Annotated in this window: 12 protein-coding genes; 3 read left to right on the forward strand and 9 right to left on the reverse strand. The window is 66.9% G+C overall.

Annotated elements, in window-relative coordinates; all coding sequences use genetic code 11:
- Positions 1 to 73: 73 nt before the first annotated feature.
- A complete protein-coding gene (locus tag ACIBTS_RS07100) occupies positions 74 to 4,372 on the reverse strand; it encodes an FG-GAP-like repeat-containing protein (RefSeq protein ID WP_399317158.1) in 4,299 nt (1,432 codons plus the stop codon).
- Positions 4,373 to 4,951: 579 nt separating this feature from the next.
- On the opposite strand from ACIBTS_RS07100, the gene ACIBTS_RS07105 reads away from it, so the two are divergent.
- Positions 4,952 to 11,557 carry a polymorphic toxin-type HINT domain-containing protein gene (locus tag ACIBTS_RS07105; RefSeq protein ID WP_399317159.1) on the forward strand — a complete coding sequence of 2,202 codons (6,606 nt, stop codon included), beginning with the start codon at positions 4,952 to 4,954 and terminating at the stop codon, positions 11,555 to 11,557.
- A complete protein-coding gene (locus ACIBTS_RS07110; RefSeq protein ID WP_399317161.1) occupies positions 11,502 to 11,948 on the forward strand; it encodes a DUF5958 family protein in 447 nt (148 codons plus the stop codon). The genes ACIBTS_RS07105 and ACIBTS_RS07110 overlap by 56 nt, the downstream gene beginning before the upstream one ends.
- A gap of 136 nt (positions 11,949 to 12,084) precedes the next feature.
- On the opposite strand, the gene ACIBTS_RS07115 is transcribed toward ACIBTS_RS07110, so the two are convergent.
- From ACIBTS_RS07115 to ACIBTS_RS07135, 5 genes are all read right to left on the reverse strand, one after another.
- Positions 12,085 to 13,353 carry a tyrosine-type recombinase/integrase gene (locus tag ACIBTS_RS07115; RefSeq protein ID WP_399317162.1) on the reverse strand — a complete coding sequence of 423 codons (1,269 nt, stop codon included), beginning with the start codon at positions 13,351 to 13,353 and terminating at the stop codon, positions 12,085 to 12,087.
- A complete protein-coding gene (locus ACIBTS_RS07120) occupies positions 13,350 to 13,535 on the reverse strand; it encodes a helix-turn-helix domain-containing protein (protein WP_391005636.1) in 186 nt (61 codons plus the stop codon). The genes ACIBTS_RS07115 and ACIBTS_RS07120 overlap by 4 nt, the downstream gene beginning before the upstream one ends.
- Positions 13,528 to 14,874, reverse strand: coding sequence for a replication initiator (locus ACIBTS_RS07125; RefSeq protein ID WP_399317165.1), 1,347 nt, complete (start codon positions 14,872 to 14,874; stop codon positions 13,528 to 13,530). The genes ACIBTS_RS07120 and ACIBTS_RS07125 overlap by 8 nt, the downstream gene beginning before the upstream one ends.
- 171 nt (positions 14,875 to 15,045) lie before the next feature.
- Complete coding sequence (locus ACIBTS_RS07130; RefSeq protein ID WP_399317167.1) at positions 15,046 to 16,374, reverse strand: FtsK/SpoIIIE domain-containing protein; 1,329 nt, start codon at positions 16,372 to 16,374, stop codon at positions 15,046 to 15,048.
- Complete coding sequence (locus ACIBTS_RS07135) at positions 16,374 to 16,700, reverse strand: hypothetical protein (protein WP_399317219.1); 327 nt, start codon at positions 16,698 to 16,700, stop codon at positions 16,374 to 16,376. Before ACIBTS_RS07135 ends, ACIBTS_RS07130 begins: the two co-directional genes overlap by 1 nt.
- A gap of 236 nt (positions 16,701 to 16,936) precedes the next feature.
- Between ACIBTS_RS07135 and ACIBTS_RS07140 the strand changes: the two genes are divergently transcribed.
- The gene (locus ACIBTS_RS07140) at positions 16,937 to 17,818 is read left to right on the forward strand and encodes a GntR family transcriptional regulator (protein ID WP_399317168.1); all 882 of its coding nucleotides are present in this window, start codon (positions 16,937 to 16,939) and stop codon (positions 17,816 to 17,818) included.
- Positions 17,819 to 17,949: 131 nt separating this feature from the next.
- Here ACIBTS_RS07140 and ACIBTS_RS07145 read toward each other — a convergent pair whose 3' ends face one another.
- From ACIBTS_RS07145 to ACIBTS_RS07155, 3 genes are all read right to left on the reverse strand, one after another.
- On the reverse strand, positions 17,950 to 18,309 hold the full coding sequence (locus ACIBTS_RS07145) for a hypothetical protein (protein ID WP_399317170.1): 360 nt from the start codon (positions 18,307 to 18,309) through the stop codon (positions 17,950 to 17,952).
- A complete protein-coding gene (locus ACIBTS_RS07150) occupies positions 18,303 to 18,614 on the reverse strand; it encodes a hypothetical protein (RefSeq protein WP_399317172.1) in 312 nt (103 codons plus the stop codon). Before ACIBTS_RS07150 ends, ACIBTS_RS07145 begins: the two co-directional genes overlap by 7 nt.
- 138 nt (positions 18,615 to 18,752) lie before the next feature.
- Positions 18,753 to 19,949, reverse strand: a complete 1,197-nt coding sequence (locus tag ACIBTS_RS07155) for a helix-turn-helix domain-containing protein (protein ID WP_399317175.1) — start codon at positions 19,947 to 19,949, stop codon at positions 18,753 to 18,755.
- Between the last annotated feature and the right edge of the window lie 266 nt (positions 19,950 to 20,215).

Raw genomic sequence — 20,215 nt, forward strand, 5'->3', positions numbered from 1 at the left:
CGACGAGTACTGCTTCGGACGTACGGGGCACACGGAGGTACCGCGTGCCCCGCCCTGCTTTGCTGCGTTGACGTCAGTTGTAGGGGGTGACGAGCTTCATGGGCTCGTAGGGATAGGTGCTGGTGGGAGCGGTCCAGCCGGCGAGGCCGCCCTTGAAGGTCGAGTCCGCGGCAGACCAGTTCCAGGTCCAGGTCTGGATGCTGGAGTCCTGCTTGCGCAGGGCGGCCAGATCGTCGTATCCGTCACCGTTGAAGTCGCCGGTGGCGAGCTGCGTCGCGTTGATGTCCCAGCTCTTCTTTCCGTCAAGGGTGACCTTCGCCGAGCCGAACTGGTTGCCCTTGAGGGACTCGGCGAACATGGTGGAGACCTTGTCGCTGCCGTCGGCGTAGTCGTACCAGATCATGATGTCGTCGCGGCCGTCGCCGCTGAAGTCACCCGCGTGCGGGGTGGCCTGGTCCCAGTCGAGGGAAGCGGTGTACCACCAGGACGTCGGCTTCTCGAAGCCTCCCGTGACGTTGGCGAGGAAGGTGTACGTGCGGATCGTGTCGTCGCCCTGGCCGTAGAAGACGGCGATGTCGTCGCGGCCGTCCGCGTTGAAGTCGCCGGTGGTGAACTTGCAGCGGCTGCGCAGCCAGGTGCCGGAGGGTGCCGACCACGACTCGAAGTGGTTGTTGAAGCCGCCGCGGACGTCCGCGGTGAGGGTGAACAGCTTGGTGGTGCCGTCGGGGTAGGCGTACCAGATCGCGACGTCGTCCCGGCCGTCGCCGTTGAAGTCGCCGGCCTCCGGGGTCATGTAGGTGCCGTGCATGACGTTGGCCCCCACCTTCCAGGAGGAGAACGGCGCGGCGAAGCCTCCGCCCGCCTGTCCCAGGAACGTCAGCATCTTGATGCTGGTGTCGCTCTGCGGGTGCAGGGCCGCGATGTCGCCGCGCCCGTCGCCGTTGAAGTCGCCGGTCACGAACTTCATGTACTTGGCCTCGTACAGACCGGCCGCAGCGGCGTAGGACTTCAGGGGTTCCTTGAAAGAGCCGTCGGAGTTGGTCAGCAGACTGTAGGCGGCGTCGCTGCCGGCGTCGAAGTCGTTCCACCAGGCCAGGTCGCTGCGGCCGTCGCCGTTGTAGTCGTGACGCACCCCGGAGCCGTTGGACCACAGGGCCTGGCTCTTGGCGTTGTAGACGACCAGGTTGCCCTTGTCCTGGAGCAGGACGTAGCCCTCGCCGGTGAGGTTGGGGGTGTTCATGGCGGTCAGCCCTGTACTCCAGAGCGGGTCCTGACCGTCGGCGCTGTAGACGGCGAGGTTTCCGTCCGCCTCGACGCGGGCGGTGGCGTTCGGGTTGCCCGAGGTCTTGGACGACCACACGACGTTCCCCGCCTTGTTGGTGACTGTGAGGTTGCCGTCGCCCTTCATGGTCAGGGTGGCGGAGTTCGACGTGACGGACTGCCCGGAGGCGAGCTGGGTGCCGGCCGCGATACGGGCGCCGCCGGTGATGCCGTCGATGTTGAACGCGGCACTGAGGCCCGTGAGTTGACCGTTGGTTGCCTTGCCGGGCCAGCCGGTCATGGTGTTGTCGGCCTTGCGGGTCCAGAGGTCGAGGACACCGTCCCCGGTGAGGTCACCGGAGGTGCCGAGGGTGGGGTAGTCGGCTTTTTTGAAGCCGGTGGCGATCTGGGTGAGTGAGGCTCCCCAAGTGGCGAGGTTGAGCTTGCCGGTGTCCGGATTCTTTGTCCCGTAGGAGCGGAAGACCTTGCCGGTGGCGTCCTCGCGGAGGATCAGATCGGGGACGGTGTCGGCGTTCAGGTCACCGGGGGCGATCACGGTGTATTTGCTCCAGTCGGTTCCGCCGGCGAGGGGTGGGTGGAGCTCTACCCGGTCGAGGCGGTCCGTGCGGTTGCCGTAGTAGACCCAGAGGCTTCCGCCCTGCCTGACCAAGACGTCGGGGCGGTCGTCTCCGTTGACATCGCCGCCTGCGCTGACCTGCTCGGCGTTGAACCAGTGATCGTCGCTGCCTGAGCTCACCTTCAGGGTCTGCGGTCGGTCCCTGTCGATACTTCCCTGGCCGTTGTTGACGTAGACGCGCAACTTGTTCCTCTGCTCGTTCTCCGCGTACTCGAGGGAGACGAGATCGTTGTAGCCGTCCCGGCCCCAGTCGCCGGAGAGACCGACCTGTCGGCCGGGGAAGGTGCCGCCCGCGTTGGTGGCGGCGTAGAAGTGGCCGCCTTCCTGGCCGGCGTGGGTGAGGAGAGTGCCGTTCGCGTCGGTGCTCCAGATGTCCTTGAACTTGTCTCCGTTCAGGTCACCGGGCTCGTCGCGGTCCGTGGCGCGCGTGGCGTAGTACAGGTAGACGGCGGTGTCGGAGCGGTTGCCGGCCGAGTCCACGCTGTAGGCGTACACCAGGTGCGGACCGTAGGAAGGAACCGTGAACTGCGCCCAGGCGGCGTCCGGCGGTACGTCCTCGAGATCAGGCTTGGTGTCCGTCCACCAGAAGTAGGCCTTCACGTCCGTCACGCCGTTCGGGGCGAACTGGAAGCGTGCGGTGGCACGGGCCGGACCGGTCAGCTCCGGCCAGCCCTTGTCTCCTGAGGGGTACTTGTTGTCCTGGGAGGTGATGACAGGCGGTTTGCTGGGACGGACGCGGTCGATAGTGAACGTGCAGGTCTTGCTGTACGGCGACAACGCGCCGTCCGAGTCCTTGGCCCGAACCTTCCAGGTGTACGTCCCGCTCGGGGTCTTGTCCGCAGGCAGCACGACGGTGGGGACGCGTCCGCGCACCGCCGGGACGCTGCTTAGGTAGACAGGGGTGGTTGAACCGGCCGCGAAGAGCTGGAACTCGGCGGTCAGGTTTCCAGGATCGGGGTCGTCGACCTTCGCGTGCAGGCTGACCGAGGTGTTGCCGATGGTGCCGCCCGCGGTGCAACTGGTACTCGGGTAGGTGCCCAGTTCGGTCGGGGTCTTCGGCGGGTTGTTGTAGACGATCTCCAGGACTGCGGTCTTGGGGTCGAACTTCTTCCAGCCGAAGGTGTCGGTCTCGTCGGCGGCGTACATGCCCAAAGTGACGTTGGCAGCGTCGTTGGCAGCCGCCTTGCGGACGACGCCGGTGGCGTTGAACTCCAGGTTGCCGGCCGGGCAGTCACTGCTCCATCCCTTGGCGGCGTTGACGGTGTCCAGCGGCGCCGAGCCGACCTTGCCGGGCTGGTTCTTCCATGTGGTCTTGTCGGAGATGCCGCCGACCTCGAACAACTGGACCTCGCGGGCCTGGCAGGACCAGGACCAGGTGTTGCGGATCCGGAAGGTCGCGGACTTGACCTGCGCCCCCTGAGCGGCGCTGGTGTCCATCTGGAAGAAGGAGCGCGATATGCGGTCGCGACCGCCGGTCTCGGCCTCGTAGCCGACCCGTACCACCTCTTTGGCATCCCAGAACGACGTGTTGGGGTAGGCCTGATAGACCCTCGTCCAGTGGGTGCGGACGTTGCTGGACCAGGTGGGGTCGATGTAGACGGGGTAGGTGGTCCCGGCGCCGGTCAGCAGACCCTGCTCCGGGGTGATCGTCAGCGTGTCGCCGCTCACGGCTGTGGCCATGGCCGCGTCCTTGGCTCCGGCTCCGGGGTCGAAGGTCCCCTGCGTGGTGGAGGCGGTCGCGGTCAGGGAGGAGAGCAGCTGCTTCGCCTGGGCGGTGGTGGGCCGGCTTGAGTCCCACATCATCGGGGTGGGGCTGGTGAACACGGTCTGGCCCGCCGGGTCGGTCGCCTCCAGGGCCCCGGTCTCGCTGTCCTTGGACACACCGAGGCCCACGGTGCCGATGGTGAACTGGAGTTGGGCCAGCTCCGGGTTCTTCGCGGCCTCCGCGTTCTTGACCACCAGCAGCTGGGAGAACCCCTCCACCTCGGCCTTCAGTTGCAGGTCCACGCCAGGCAGCACCTCGGCATAGATGGCGACGTTCCCTGCCAGCGTGGGCTTGGGCAACGCCTTGGGCCAGGTCAGCGACAGCGTGCGGCCGTCACGGTTCCCGGTGAGCATGGGACCGGTGCCACCGCCCGAGAACCGGACGGAGACCGCGGCAGCCTTTGGCACCACGGAACCGTCGGAAGCGAACGCCAGAGTAGGGTCGGTCCCGACCCATGCCCCGTTCCGCCACACCCGCACGGCACTGCCGTACTGCTGCACCGACACCGAACCGTCCGGCTTGGCCCACGTGTCACTCGACTCGGTGCGGGCGGAGACCACTTCGACCGGCTGACCGGAGGCCTGCGCATCGGCGAGGGCCTTGTCCTCCTCGGTCATCGAGCCGTCGGCGACCGGGTCGGACGCTGCGGTAAGCGCCTTGGCGGGCCCCTCCGGTGCAGCTGCGGACGCATTGGCAGGCAGTATCGGCACCAGAATACCGGCGGTCAGGATTCCGGTCAGCAAGCGGAATCTACGCCTTCGGAAAAGTGCCCCACCCTCGTGTTCTCTGGACACGACTTCAATCCCCAATCCCTGCGCCCTGATTTCGCGCAACTCTATCGGCGGCGCGTCCAGGTATTTCACACGGCTGCACGGTCTGGCAGCAACAGGAAAACGTGGAGAACGTGCGTATTCGATGTGAAGGTGGGCAAATCGCCATCATGGCCAAAACTCGCTGCAGTGGCCTGAACTGCGACTTTACCGATCCATAGAAAACTCACAAGTCGCTCAAATGTGACGTCGAGGGGTCGTGATTTCTAGTTGTTTCGGTGCACATCAAGGCGGGAAACCTATTTCTCGCGGCCGATCTTCCTGTTACCTTCTGGAGGCTTTGTTTACCTTCACGAGGGGTGGGGCGTGAGCCGGTACGGCGCGCGTAGATGGGGCGGCCTTATTTCTGCTGCCCTCATACTGGGAATGCTTCCTGCGAACAGCGTGGCAGCGACATCGTCCGGTAAGGGAGCCAGTGTTCCCGAGCCGAAGCAGCCGCCGACTGTGGCGGTGAAGCCGATGGCTGTCGGCAGCACGGACGAGCGCCATGACGAGGCGCGCCCCTGGAAGGTACCGAAGGTCGCCTGGCCCGAACCTGGCTCGGCCACGGTGAAGTTGAACTCCGTGACCGCCAAGTTCGGTGCGCAGAGAGCGGGTTCGCTTCCCCTCGCTCTGGCGGCCCCTCTCGTCAAGCAGCGGACTGCTGCCACGACACCCACCAAGGCGACCGTCACGCTCGCCGACCAGAAGACCGCCCGCAGGGCCGGCGTCGACGGCCTGCTGTTCTCCTTGGCTCGCGCGGACGGCAGCACCGCAGCCGGCGCCGCCTCGGTGCAGGTGGACTACAACTCCTTCAGGGGCGCCTACGGCGGCGACTGGGCGTCCCGCCTGCGCCTGGTGCAACTGCCCGCCTGCGCGCTGACCACCCCGGACAAGCCTGCCTGCCGGGTCGGCAAGCCCCTGCCCACGACGAACAACACCAAGACCGGCACCCTGACCGCGAACGCCCCCCTGTCCGCGGCCTCGAGTACGTCCAGTTCGTCCACGAGTACGTCCACGGCCGCCAAGTCGGCGACTCTGTCCGCGGCGACGGTGCTGGCGGCCACCGCCCAGGCGTCAGGCGCCAGCGGCGACTACAAGGCGACCTCCCTACAAGCCTCCGGCTCCTGGACGGCGGGCGGTTCGACCGGCGGGTTCTCCTGGTCGTACCCGATCGACACGCCGGCCGTACCGGGCGGCCTGAAGCCCAACGTGTCACTGGGCTACGACTCCAAGGCCGTCGACGGCCGCACCTCGGCATCCAACAACCAGCCCTCCTGGATCGGCGACGGCTGGGACTGGCAGCCCGGCTACGTGGAACGCCGCTACAAGTCCTGCGAGGACGACAAGGACAAGGCCGGCGCCACCAACACCACCAAGGTCGGCGACCAGTGCTGGTACAACGACAACGCCGTGATGTCTTTGGGCGGCAAGACCATCGACCTCGTCTTCAAAAACAAGAACGAAGGCTGGCACGCGGTCTCGGACGACGGTGAGAAGATCGAGAAGCTCACCGGCGCCGCGAACGGCGACGACGGCACGGACGGCGTCGACGGCAAGGGCGAGTACTGGAAGGTCACCACGGCCGACGGCACCCAGTATTTCTTCGGCCGTAACAAGCTCCCGGGTTGGAGCGACAACGGCACCGCCGCCGACGACCCGGTGACCAACTCGACTTGGACGGCACCGGTCTTCGGCAACCACTCGGGCGAGCCCTGCTACAACTCCTCCTTCGCCTCTGCCTGGTGCCAGCAGGCCTGGCGCTGGCAGCTGGACTACGTCGTCGACCCGCGCGGCAACGCGATGGCCTACTACTGGTCCAAAGAGTCCAACAACTACGGCCGGAACGTCTCCGAGACCACCGGCAAGGCCACCGTCACCCCATACGTGCGCGGCGGCTGGTTGGAGCGCATCGACTACGGCCTGCGCGACGACAAGGTCTACTCGGGCAAGGCCGCGGGCCAGGTCCAGTTCGGCGTGACCTCCCGGTGTCTGACCAACTGCACCTTCGACGACGCCAACGCCGTCAACTGGCCGGACGTCCCGTACGACCAGTACTGCAAGGACGGCTCCACCGAGTGCAAGGACAAGTACTCCCCGACGTTCTGGTCCCAGAAGCGCCTGACCTCCATTACCACCAAGATCTTGACCGGCGGCGCCTACAAGGACGTCGACACCTGGACTCTCGACCAGAACTTCCCGGCCGCCGGTGACGGCATCTCGACCCCGATGTGGCTCAAGTCGATCCAGCACACGGGGAAGGCCGGCAGCAGCGTGGCACTGCCCGCAGTCACCTTCGAGGGAGAGCAGAAGCCGAACCGGGTCGACAAGCTCCACGACAGCCTGGCCCCATTCGTTCGGCTGCGCATGTCGAAGATCATCACCGAAACCGGTGGTGCCATCGGCGTCTACTACTACGACCCCGACTGCACCAACACCGCCCTGCCGCCGACCGACAGCACCAACACCACCCGTTGCTACGGGGTCAAGTGGCCTTTCGAAGGCGATGACGCCAAGCAGGACTGGTTCAACACCTACCCGGTGAAGAAGGTCGTCGAAAACGACAACCTTGAGGAATCCCCCGACATCATCACTGAGTACACGTACGTCGGCGGTGCCAAGTGGGCCAAGAGCACGGACGAGTTCACCAAGCCCAAGGACCGCACCTACTCCGTCTCCCGCGGCTATGAGCGCGTACAGACCCGCAAGGGCGCCGGCTCGGATGCCAGAACCCTGACCGAGACCCGCTACTTCCGGGGTATCGACGGTGCTGAGGTGAAGGACTCGGCGGGCGTCGCTGTCACCGACAGGGAACAGTTCGCCGGCGCGGTCCGTGAAAGCGCGACATACAACGGAGACGGAGGCCCGCTGGTCTCGGCCACCTCCTACACCCCGTGGCGCTCGGCCGCGGTCGCGACCAGAGATCGTAAAGAGGCAGAACTTCCGGCCCTGGAGGCCTACCACACGGGCACCGCGGCGGAGGAGACCCGCACCACTGTCACCGGCGGCACCCGCATCACGAAGACCACCCGTGGCTTCGACGCCTATGGCATGGTCACCCAGGTCTCCGAACACGGCGACACCGCCAAGACCGGAAGTGAGACGGCGGTCGGTGACGAGAAGTGCACCACCACGACGTACCTGCGCAACACCACGGCCTGGATCCTCAACACCGTCTCCCGAGCCGAGACCGTCGCCGCTCTGTGCAACTCGACGGTCAACCGCCCCGAGGACGTCATCGATGACGTCCGCACCTCCTACGACGGCGCTGCCTTCGGGGTCGCCCCTACAAAGGGCCTGGTCACCAAGTCCGAGCGGATCAACGGCACCGGCACGGCTTACGAGACCACCAGCTCCGTCCCCAGCACCTGCGGCACGGCCAAGAACCAGCTCTGCTACGACCAGTACGGCCGGGGATTGGCAGCGGCGGACGCGTACGGCCAGGTCACGTCCACGGTGTACACCCCTGCCACAGGCGAGAACCCGACCGCCACGACGGTGACGAATCCGCGCGGCCACACCGCCAAGACCGTGCTGGATCCGCTGCGCGGCCAGCCGACCGATGCCACCGACGCCAACGGCCTGGTCACGTCCACGGCCTACGACGGTCTCGGCCGGACCACGAAGGTATGGCTGCCGACCCGCTCGGCAGCCCAGTTCCCCAACGCGCCCAACTACTCCTACGCCTACCAGATCCGCACCGACGGCCCGGCCGTCGTGACCACCAAACACCTCGACCACAACTCGAGGTACCAGACCGGCTACGCCTTCTACGACGGCCTTCTGCGGGAGCGTCAGACGCAGACAGTCTCCCCGGACCTGGCCGGGCGCCTGGTGACGGAGACGTTCTACAACACACGCGGCGAGGCCTGGCGTACGTCAGGCACCTTCTACGCCACGGGCGCGCCCGAGTCCGTCCTGGTCACCGGCCAGGACACCAAGTACCCGTCGTCCACCGAGACGGTCTTCGACGGCGCTGGTCGACCCACGGCAGTGATCGCGAAGAAGTTCGGGGACGAGACCAAGCGCACGGTCACCAGCTACACGGGCGACACCACGACGGTGATCCCGCCCAAGGGCGGCGTCGCGACGACCACGGTGGTGGACGCGCTGGGCCGCACGGCGGAGGTCAAGCAGTACACGAACGCCGACCGCACGGCTTCGCAGTCCATGCGCTACCGCTACGACAAGCTCGGTCGCCTCGACCAGATCACAGACGCCTCCGGCGCCAAGTGGACATACGCCTACGACGTCCGCGGCCGTAAGACCGACGTCACGGACCCGGACACGGGCAAGACGCACACCGCGTACGACCAGGGCGACCGGGTCACCGACGTCACCGACGCCCGCGGCATCACCCTGCACACCGACTACGACGCCCTGGGCCGTCGGACCGCGGTCAAGAAGGACACGACCACGCTGTCGGCCTGGACCTACGACACCGTAGCCAAGGGACAGCCGGCCTCGGCCACCCGCTACATCGACGGCAAGGCCTACGTCACCGAGACCACCGGCTACAACGCCTACAACCAGCCGACCGGCACCAAGGTGACCATCCCGGCCGGCCTCGGCGTGCCCGCCGGCAGCTACGAGTGGTCCAACACATACGAGGAACACACCGGTCTGCTCCTCGACACAGACCAGCCGGCGGTCGGCGGTCTGCCTGCCGAGCTCGTCACTTACAGCTACGACGGTGGCGGCCTGCTGTGGACCATGCACGCCGAGAGCGACCCGCTGATCTCGGATATCAGGTACGACCACTACGGCCGCAACACGGTCTTCGAATACGGCGACTTCGCCCAGCACATGAGGACCACGAGCGTCTATGACGACCACACCGGCAAGCTGACCGACGCCTACACCGACCGGGACAAGGCCCCCCAACGCATCGAGGACAACCACTACACGTACGACCCGGCCGGGAACATCACCCAGATCGCGACCAACTACGGTCAGGACGCGGCCCGCACGAGCGACACGCAGTGCTTCGCTCTGGACGCGCTCGCCCGCATCACCGAGGCGTGGACGAACACCGGCAGCACGTGCGCCGCCGTGCCGTCCGACGCGGTGGTCGGGGGCCAGGATCCGTACTGGACGACGTACGCCTACGACGCGCTCGGCAACCGGAAGACGGAGACCCAGCACAAGACGGCGGGCGGTCCTGTCGCGGACACCGTCCGCACGTACGCCGAGCCGGACGCGGGCACGCACAACCTGCCGGGCGTCACCCAGACCGGCACCGACTCGCACACGGAGACGTACACCTACACGGCGGGCAACACCGAGACCCGCACCTTCAAGCAGGGCAGCACGACGACTGTCGGCCAGGACCTGGACTGGGACGAGGAGGGCCACCTCAAGTCCGTCACCGGCAACGGCCAGACGACCAGCTACACCTACGACGTCGACGGCCAGCGTCTGACCCGCACCGACTCGACGGGCACGACGCTCTACCTCCCCGGCGGCAACGAGCTCCAGGTCGACAAGGCCGGCAAGGCCACGGGCACCCGCTACTACAGCACCGGCACGCAGACGGTCGCCATGCGCACGGGCGGCAAGCTGACCTTCCTGCTCGCCGACCACCACGGCACGACCACGACCCAGGTCACCGCGGACGCAACCCAGGCCATCACCCGCCGCAAGACAGGCATCTTCGGCACCCCGCGCGGCGCCCAGGTCGGCCCGTGGGCCGGCGACAAGGGCTTCATCGGCGGCACCAAGGACGCCGACACAGGCCTGACCCACCTCGGCGCCCGCGAATACGACCCCGCGATCGGCCGCTTCATCAGCGTCGACCCCCTGATGGACCTGACGGACCCTCAGCAGGCGCACGGATACACCTACGCGAGCAATAATCCTGTCACGCTCAGTGATCCGAGCGGCCTGAAGCAGATGTTCGACAATAGTGGGGGTACCGCTAAAGGCGCACGGGAAGTCGATGATTCCCCGATCACGGATGATGTTCAGGACTTGCTGACGGAGTTCTATGAGTGTGGCCCCAACGGCATCTGTCCAGGGGATGGCTACTGGGATACCTCCTACATGGAGGACACTGGGAAGCATTCGGCTTGCTTCGGGCGAACGGGTTGTCAAAAAGCCTATCAATACCTCATTAAAGACGATGCCGATGTAGAGCAAGCGAAGAAAATTGCTGCCACCTACTGCGTTGATCACTTTGATGAATGCCTGGCAGACGAGGAGTCGTTCGAACGCGGTAAGCGTTTCGAGGAATATCGGAGTGCAGTCCTCCCGATCCCGGAAGGCGGTGGAATCGGGCGAGGGCTCAGCAGAGATCTCGAGGCCTCGTGTAAATGTTTCCTGGCCGGAACGGACGTCCTCATGGCCGACGGCTCGACCAAGGACATCGAGGACGTCGATCTGAGTGACGAAGTTCTGGCTACCGATCCCGAGACGGGTGAGACGGCTGCGAGAAAGGTCACCCGCCTCATCAAGACCGAGGGTGACAAGTACTTCAACGAGCTGTCCATCGCTACGGACAACGGCATTGAGAAGCTCACCGCGACGCATGAGCACCCGTTCTGGTCCCAGTCGGAGCACGACTGGGTCCCAGCGGGGCAGCTAGAGCCAGGTATGACTCTGCGTACGGATGAAGGCCACGCGGTCATCGTCACTGGTAACCGGGCCTTCACGCAGCAAGCACGTACGTACAACCTCACTGTGGACGACTTGCACACGTACTATGTGCTGGCGGGGGCCACGCCCGTACTGGTGCACAATTCCGGTGGGTTGTGTGGCCCTGGCCTTAGGACGGCATCGGAAGCCGGTATCAGCCCGAATGATGCCAGGCGAATTCAGAATGCCGCTGATAAAGCAGGGCAGCCAATCATTGTGGTCGGGAGCCGTGCGAACGGAACACCCAACCCGACATCGGACTGGGATTACATCCTGTCGGGTCCGTCCAGAACTCGTCACAGCGTCAAGAATTCGCTGCCGCGAGGTACGGGTGACGGTGAAGGGAGTGGGCGCGGTAGAGATTTCTGGCAGAACTACAATCCGAACCGCCCAGACTATGCGGAGCTGGACCCAAGCAGGCCGTACGTTGTATTTGAGCCACGGAGCAGGTGAGCACTTGCGAGCATCAGAGCGGATCATCAACGAGGTTGCCCAAGGACTCCGTAGCCTGGAGGACGCTGTGGCCTGGTTCTCTTCGCTAGAGCAGGTTGAGCAGAGGGCGGTACTGCACGAGGTTGTTCGTTACTCCATGCAGGCCCATGCGACAGTGAACGACGCGCGTGATGGGCTGCTGCGATCAGGCGTCAAGCCGACCATGACCCCGGCAGTGTTGATTGTTCGAGAACCGATTCTCGAACAAATGGGGAAGATTATAAATCTGCCCCCGGGTGAGTACGTGAAGTCCTTCCGCGTCCTCTTGTCCACGTTCGCTGTGGCTGACACGCGGCGAAGAGAAACGGAGTGCCGAGGAACTTGTAGGCACGCCTGGCACAACCTGTCGTAGGCGCCGACGTCCCCGGTGCCTCAGAGAGGGCGTTGCCGGGGATTTCTGAGTTCGTTTGGACGCGCATTGGGAGCCCCTGCCGAGTCGGTACTCGGCGGGGGCTCCTGGGCGTTTGACGGCAACGCTGACGGCAACGTCAGCGGACGAGCCTTGCGGCAGGTGGGTCGTCAGGCGGCTCCTCGGTGCCGTTCAGGGCGTTGTTGAGGCGGTCGATGGCTTGGCGTTGGAGGCGAAGTCTGACGTGGGCGTAGACGCCGGCGGTGACGCCGATGTGGGCGTGGCCGAGTAGTTCCTTGATCACGACGAGGTCGACGCCCTGTTCCAGGAGGAGGGTGGCGGTCGAGTGGCGGAGGTCGTGGAAGCGGATGCGTCGGAGCCCGGCTCGGTCGAGGAAGGTGCGGAAGCGGCGGGTGAGGTTGGCCGGGTCGAGAGGCCTGCCAGTGGGTGTGGTGAAGACGAGGCCGCTGTCTCTCCAGCCTGGCCCTGCCGTTTCGCGTTCCTTGTCTTGCTGCTGTTTGTGCTCCTTGAGGGGGTAGAGGCATTCGGTCGGGAGCGCGATACGACGCTCCGACGCTCGTGTCTTGGTGGGTAGGTGGGTGAGACCGCCCGTACGGGTGCGCTGGAGTGAGCGGCGGATGGTGGCGGTGCCTGTGTTGAGGTCGAGGTCTTCCCAGTGGAGGCCGAGGAGTTCGCCTTTGCGGAGGCCGGTGCGCAGGGCGAGTTCGTACAGTGCGTGCAGCCGGTCGGCCTTGGCCGAGTTGAGGAATTGACGGGCTTCGGCCGCTGTGAGCGGTCGGAAGCGCCTGGGCCGGGGTGTGGCGTTCTTGACGTTCCGGGCGACGTTGCGAGGCAACTCGTCCTCCCGAACGGCGTGTTCGAGTGCTGACTTGAGGACCGAGTGCACGTACGTCACGGTCGAGGGGGACAGTTGCCTTCGACAGCACTTACCAATGGCGCAGCACTGCTTCCGTTCCGCGTCGAGTCCTTGGGTGCAGCACTGGCAGGTGGTGCGAAGGCGGTCGAGGAAGGTGCGGACCTCTTTGGCGGTGAGGCGGGCGATCTTCTTGGTGCCGAGGCTGGGGATGATGTGGAGGCGGACGCAAGAGGCGTAGCGGGTGTGGGTGTTCTCCCGGAGCCGGTGGACGGCGACGCTGCCAAGCCAGTATGTGAGGTAGTCGGTCACGGTGCTGTCGGCGGTAGCGACGGGGAGGCCGTGGTTGCTGTCGGCGATCTTCTCGGTGAGTTTGTCGGCCGCCTCTCTGCGGGTGGTGCCGTAGACGCGGATGCGTTTGCGGGTGCCGTCGGCGGCGAGGACGTAGCCAGCGGCTTCCCAGCGGCCGTCCTTGCGCTGGTAGATGGTGCCTTCGCCGTTGGCGCGGGCTGTCTTGCGCTTGGGGGCGGTCATCGGGCGGCCTCTTCCAGGTGGCGCTGGACGTAGTCGTCCAGGGCGTGGGTGGGGATGCGGCGGGCGCGGCCGATGGTCAGCGAGGCCAGGCGGCGGGTGCGCATCAGGTCGTAGAGGGCGGAGCGGCCGATCTTGAGGCGGGCCATCGCTTCGGGGACGGTGAGGAGTTCGTCGTCATGCACGAGTGGTCACCGCCGGTTCGCGCGTCGGTCCGCCGCCGATGAGCGCAGCGAGGCGTTCGAGGTCGGGGGTGAGGCCGGTGCCGTCGTAGGCCCAGTGGGCGATGACGAGGGTGGTCGGGGAGGGCGGAGGGATGTGGCGGCGGTGCCATGCGGCGCGGGCGTTGCGGAGGGCTCCGAGGGTGGTGGAGTAGGCGCGGGTCTTGGTGGAGAAGTGGCCGCGGAAGCCGAGCATGTGGGCCCACTTGCGCAGGTTCAGGTGCTTGAGGTCCTCGCGGGCGCCGAGGGCCCATGCGGTGCGGATCATGCGTGCGGCGTGCTCGGGCACGTACTCGAACCAGAGCTCGGTGATCCTCTTCAGCCGGTGGTCGAGGGTGCCGGTCGCGGCTTCGGTGCCCTTGGTGGCGTACTTGGCGACGTATCCCGCGACCTTGCCCTCAGTGATCGCGGTCCCGCCCTCGAAGGCCGTTGACCGGATGATCCGGGTGTCGATCTGCTCGCCGAAGGTGAAGGAGCGGGCGCAGCCGTTGACCTCCGGCCCGTCGACGTGGGCCCGAGAGGCCGCGAGCCGGATGGCATCGGCGAGGAGCTCCGGGGTGGCCCAGGCGGGTGGCGGGGCGTAGGGGCCTGCGGGGCCGTCGAGGCGGATCACTGCGTGGAAGTGGATCAGGCCGCGCCGTTGATATTCGGCGACCTTGGCGTAAGAGACCCGGACGAACTTGTGCAGCAGGCGCTGCGGGATACCAGCTGCGGCGGCGATGGTGCGGCGCAGGTGGAGCATCAAGCGGGCCCACAGAGCTGGGGCGTGGGCGTTCCACAGCACCGCGCCGGTGTAGTCGTATCGCTCGGGGTCGAGCGGGGTGCCGAGGAGCGTGTCGCCTTTGGTGTGGGGGCGTCCGCAGCGGCAGCGCGCGGAGCCGTTGACGCGTCGTCCGTGGACCGGCCCGTACGACGGGGCGGTGAGCGTGGCGAAGACGCGGGGGCGGGCAGCGACCTGGTCGGGGATGTTCTTGCCGCCGCGCAGGCCGGCGGCGATGAGGTGGTAGGTGTCCTGACGGTAGAGCTCGGCGCACGAGGGGCAGCGGGTGCTGCGGCGGTTGCCGCAACGCACCAGGAGGTGCCCGGCGGGCAGTTCCTTGGACTTCAGTTCGCGCAGGATCTCGCCGGTGAAGGCGTCGATCTCGGTGCGATGGCCTTCGAGCCGGATCGGCTGGGCACAGCCGCCGAGCGAGGACAGTTGCCGGACGAGACCCGGCAGGTCCCGGTACCCGGTGAATGACGGCTGTACCGCCGTGGCCGGTTCGGGGCGGGGGATTGTGGCGGTGAGGTTGTGCGGTGGCATGCTGGCGGGACCTCTCTGCGCTGCGGCACACGCGTGTGCCGTGGATGGATGGGGAGGAAAGGCCCCGGCAGGGGCGAGGGTTTGGCGACTACACGTCCTTGCCGGGGATCACTGCGGTACGGACTCGGTCCGGAGCGGGACGGGCCCGCTCGGGCGGCCGGCCGGTGCTGGTCACGCAGCCTTGTCCAGGTCGACGTGGGCGGGCAGCTCGCGGACCTTCAGCCCTTCGGTGCACATGAGGTCGTTGATCTGCCAGCAGGCTTCGGTGGGCAGGTAGACCGAGCGCAGCCGGACGGGGGTGCGCATGTCGCCGACAGAGGCGATGGAGACGCCCTGGGGCATGGTGCGGTCGGCGGCGGTGATGTCCAGCTCGCGGCCGTCGGGGAAGAGGTGCAGGAAGTCCTCGACGGTGTCGACGCGGTGGCAGATCCGGGCGGACAGGTTGGTGCGCACGGCGGTGGTGAGCACGTCGGCGGAGGGCTTCTGGGTGAGCAGCCACAGCCGGACGCCGAACTTGGCGCCCTGGCTGGCGATGGCCAGCAGTTCGGCCTCGAAGCGTTCGCGGGCCTTGCGGTCGGGGTGGCGGGTGTAGTTCGCGACCTCATCGATTACCACCAGCAGCAGCGGAAGTTCGGGGCTGAAGTCGGTGATGCGGTCGGTGCGGCCGGACCAGAACAGCTGCTCCCTGCGCTCCATCTCCTCGCGTACCCAGCGCAGGATCTCGGTCGGTTCGTCTGGGTGGATGGCGTCGGAGACCCTGTGGGCGGTACGCCACCAGGGCGCGACGGCGCCGAGGTTGGGGTCGATCACGATCAGGCGCACGTCCCGCATCAGTGAGGCGTAGGCGAGCAAGGTGTTGACGGTGATCGATTTGCCGGAGCGGGTGGCGCCGGCGATGAGGGCATGAGCGGAGTAGGCGAGGTTGAGCGCCACGGGGGTGCCGTCCTCGTCCCAGCCGAGCAGCACGTCATTGGTGGAGACGAACTGACCGGGTCTGCAGGCCGGGGAGCCGTCCGGGCCGAGGAGCGGTGAGCGAATCACCGCCTCCAGTGGCTCGCGCCGGAAGCCGCGCGCGACAATCACGCCTGGCGTGGGCTGGGTGATCCGGATGCGGCGCATGCCCCAGGCGTCGCACAGGCCCTCGTCGGCGTCCTGCCAGGCAGTCAGCCCCACCTGCGGCATCGCGTCGGCGGTGACGGTGACGCCGAAGGGGTCAGCGCGGGTGTGCAGGCGCGGCACCAGCACGCGCGGCTTCGGCGGCTGCTCCTGCGGACCGTTCTGCTGGAGCAATGTCGGGGTGGCGTCCTTGACCGCCAGGCCCAGCATCGGCGCGAGCCGCTTCCAGCCCCACCGTATCCGCCGCGCCTGCCGCAGACTGACCCGGGTCTCGGCATCGGCCCGGTACCAGCGGGCGCAGCAGAACCCGGCCCAGCCCAGCAGCCCGAGCGTGCCGAGGCCGAAGACGATCAGCAGCACGAGCCCGAGGGGGTTGCCGGGCATCAGGCGCCCGCCTTGGCGGTGATGGCGTCGGCGCGCAGCGAGATGCCGTGGCGGGCCTTGCCGTTGATCTCGTTCTCCCAGGCCGAGGCGACCAGTCCGGTGAAGGCGACCGGCATGCCGACCTTCAGCCCCTTGCCCAGACCCGGCTCCGGGACGTTCACGGTGATCACTTCGGCGCGGCCGTTGAAGGCGAACATCACGTCCACCAGGTGCAGCTGGGCGCCGGTGACCCGGTCGATCGCGGGCTGCTGGCCCTCGCGGTCCTTGAACCGCGGCCGGGACTCGGAGGCCAGGATCACCAGGGCCGGGGACTGGTCGATGGGCATGGTCTTCACGACAAACCTCCAGGTAGAGGGGAGGGCGAGTCACCCGTGTGGGTGATCGCGTACCGCAACCCTACCTCTATTCCATCCGAAGTCTATCCCTATTGAGTTCCATCCGTTTCCGCGATGGTCCATCCATCGGGCGGCTACCCTGACCCGTGGGGCTGCTGAGCTGGTGAAAAACGGCAGTTGGCGGGCGGCCTGCGGCTGATGGGATCGGGACTCGGACAGGGATGGACATGGCTGCTGCTGACGAGGCGCGCTTGACGTTCGAACGCATCGCGGACGACCTGCGGCAGCAGATCCGGGACGGTGAACTGCGTCCGGGCCAGCTGCTGCCGACGCAGAGCCAGCTCATGCAGAGCTACAAGGCGTCGAGCCTGACCGTGCAGAAGGCCATCCGGCTCCTGCGTAACGAGGGCTGGGTCATCGCCCGCCAGGGGCGCGGCACGTTCGTCACGCGCTCGGCCGACTTCGAGGACGCCTTTGAGAAGGTCGCAGGCGACCTTCAGCAGCAGATCTACTCCGGCATCCTCGCGCCCGGCGCCAGACTTCCCGCCCGCGAGGTCCTGGCCGAGCACTACTCGGTGCCGCTCAACGTGGTCACCAACGCCATCGCCTTGCTGGCCGGCAACTTCCTCCTGCGGTACCCCGGCGAGCTGCCCGGCGACGAGGTCTACGTACGCGACTGGGACGACCAGGGGTTCGCCACCCAGCTCATCCACGGACGGCTCGTTGGGAAGATCAGGGACGGCTCACTGCCCAAGGGTGCCAGGGTCACCGTGGATGAAGTGGTTGACATGATCGGCGGCGACACCGAAGCCGCAGACCAGGCCCTGACCTACCTTGCGTTGGAAGGCCGGGTCAAGAAGATCCACCAACGAAGTGGGGCGCGCCAGCAGACCGCGTACGTCATCGTGGGCGGCGAATTCGGCACCGAGGTGCCCGTCCCGGTGCAACCAGGAAACGAGTCGCCCGACACGCCCAAGCGGGAGTTCCCGGCGGAAGCCGGACTCGCGGACCTGGCTCATAGGCTTGAACGCGCCCTGGAGCGAATCGAAGAACTGGAAGAGCGCGTCGAACGCCTGGAACACGGGGGCCAGGCGCACAACGCCAGCTGAGGTGCGATCCCTGAAGCATCATGAGTCCCCGGAGCGGCCGTAGCCTCCAGGGACTCATCGAGCATGGCCTGCTCCGGCCGGGACGTGAGTGCAGTCCGGCCGAGACGCGGACGCGTATGACGGTGCGCAGGTCAGGCGCGCTGTGTGGGTTGGGGGGCGTCCAACTGGTCGACCTCGTCGTCGAAGGCGTCGAGGTCCTCGTATGCCGGTGCAGGAAGGCGCTCCCCCCGGCTTACCGCGATCCGGTGCACGTTGGTCAGCGCCTCGGTCAACTGGACCGCCAGCAACTGCAGTTCACCCGGCGTCCACTGACGCCCGTCCAGAACGCGCTTCGCCTCCTGGAGGAGTTCACCAGCCAGACCGAGCTGGGCCGACTCCATGTTGTCCGCGAGCCGGGACAGGTACCCCGTGCCCTCGCCTGCGAGATAGCACGGCTTGCCCTCCGGCCCGGCCCAGGGCAGCAGACGCAGCTGACCCGCTGGGCTCACCATGCCCGGACCTCCACTCCATTGATCAGCTGGGCATCGATGTCGATGCCATGCACGGCCAGCCGCACTACGCGTCGCCGTGTCCGTCGGCGCTGTTGCTCCCGGCGCTCGTGCGCGACCAGGTACGGGCGGACCAGCCCGATCTCCTCACCTCGCAGTACCGGGGAAGCCGATGCGCGGGTCGGACGCGCGGTCGGCGCCTCCATGCAGGGACCGGCGGACGGCTGATCGGGGCCGCGATGGCGGCCCGGCGCGGGCAGCAGCAGTCGCAGCAGCGGCTCGAAGATGCGGACGATACAGTGCGGCACGTCGACGCTCCTTGTCAGCGTTGGCCATGCCCCCGGACCGTTCGCCCGGTCGCGGGGGTCCTGACGAGACGTCAGCCTGCCGACCGGCGATGCACGGTAGTTGCACCAGGAAGTGCAACTACCCTTGCCCACAATCTGTTAAATCCCGACCCACTCCGCGTACTGCGCCAGCGAGTTGCTTCGTGTCCGCTCCCGCCGCTTCAGCGTCAGCACGGTCTCCCGCACGGTCGGGTGGTAGCGCGTCTGCTGCGGGGCGATACGCCGGGCCTGGTGCAGGCAGTCCAGCGCCTGCGCCGGGTCGCCTGCCCAGGCATGAGCCCGGCCGAGGTCCATCCAGTGGTGCCCGGCCCGGGAACGGGTCCAGCCGCGCGGAATGCGTACGTTCTCTGCAAGTTCGATCGCCCGCCCGAAATCGTCCATCTCGGAAGCAATGGCCACCGCGTGCACACCGACATTGGTCGGCCCCCAGGTGACGCCGAAGTCGGGCAGTTCACCCGTGGTCCGTGCGAGTGCTCGGGCCTCGGCCAGGCGGGCGTCCGCAAGGCCCCGGTCCTTCATCCGGCCCGCGATCACCGCAGCCCGCAACTGCATCACGCCCCGCATCGCCTCAACGCCTGCCGGGCGGCGTGCATCCTGCCCGTCGAGGTCGCGCAGGGCCCGGTCGATGACCCGGATTCCCACGTCATAGCGGCCGGACGACATCGTGGTCTGCGCACGCAGGTAGGAATGCATGGCGGCCAAACCAGGGTCATCAGCGCGCGGTGCCGTCCACGCCAGACGGTCCAGCGCAACGGTCGCCAGGTCGATGTAGCCGAAGTTCCACGCTACGGTGAACACACACCGGAACGTCCCCGCCAGACACTCGTAGGCCAGCCGCTGCTCTTCCCCGGTACTGGTGTGCACTGCATGCACCGACTCCTCGATCAGTGCCGGCAGATCGCGCACCATGTCCGTGTACTGCGCCTGGCGGCGCTGCACCAGGGCACGCTGCACGTCAGCCCGGATCAAGGCAGCCGGACGGGGAACCGTTTCCCAGTCGAGAGCGATGTCCCAGTTCTCCAGCCCCTCACGGATCGGCTGGATCAGCGCGTCCATCCGGTCCCGGCGCAGTTCCTCGGCGTACGGCTGCCCAAGTAGATCAGAGGTGGAGACCCCCAGGGCGCGGGCACAGGCAGCAACAAGAGCTGGGGAGGCGGGCTTCTGACCGCATTCCACCTTCGACAACAGCGACTTCGACAGGTGAGCCCGCATCGCCAGTCCCTGCTGCGTCAGACCGCGCTGCTTCCGGATACGGGCGACCCGAGCGCCGACGTGCTCCTCGATGCTCTGCGACACGGCGAACTCCGTTCTGCGGCAACACTCAGACGGTACCCCCACCACACCATCCCGGATCAGCCGAACAACGATCACCCCGGATGGCCACAGGCCCCGCATCTGCCAGCCCGGGGCTCCGAGTACACCCCAGCCGAACGACCAGCCGACAGACACGGCGTACCACCGAAGCGTTGTCTAGTCCCAGGTGATGCCCGACGTTCTGGTCCCAGGTGATGCTTGACGGTGGGCCTAGACAACATCGGAAACCTTGTGGGGCTTGTTCGCCT

Origin of the sequence: Streptomyces sp. NPDC050121 (assembly GCF_044460385.1) — a bacterium.
Lineage (GTDB): Bacteria > Actinomycetota > Actinomycetes > Streptomycetales > Streptomycetaceae > Streptomyces > Streptomyces soliscabiei.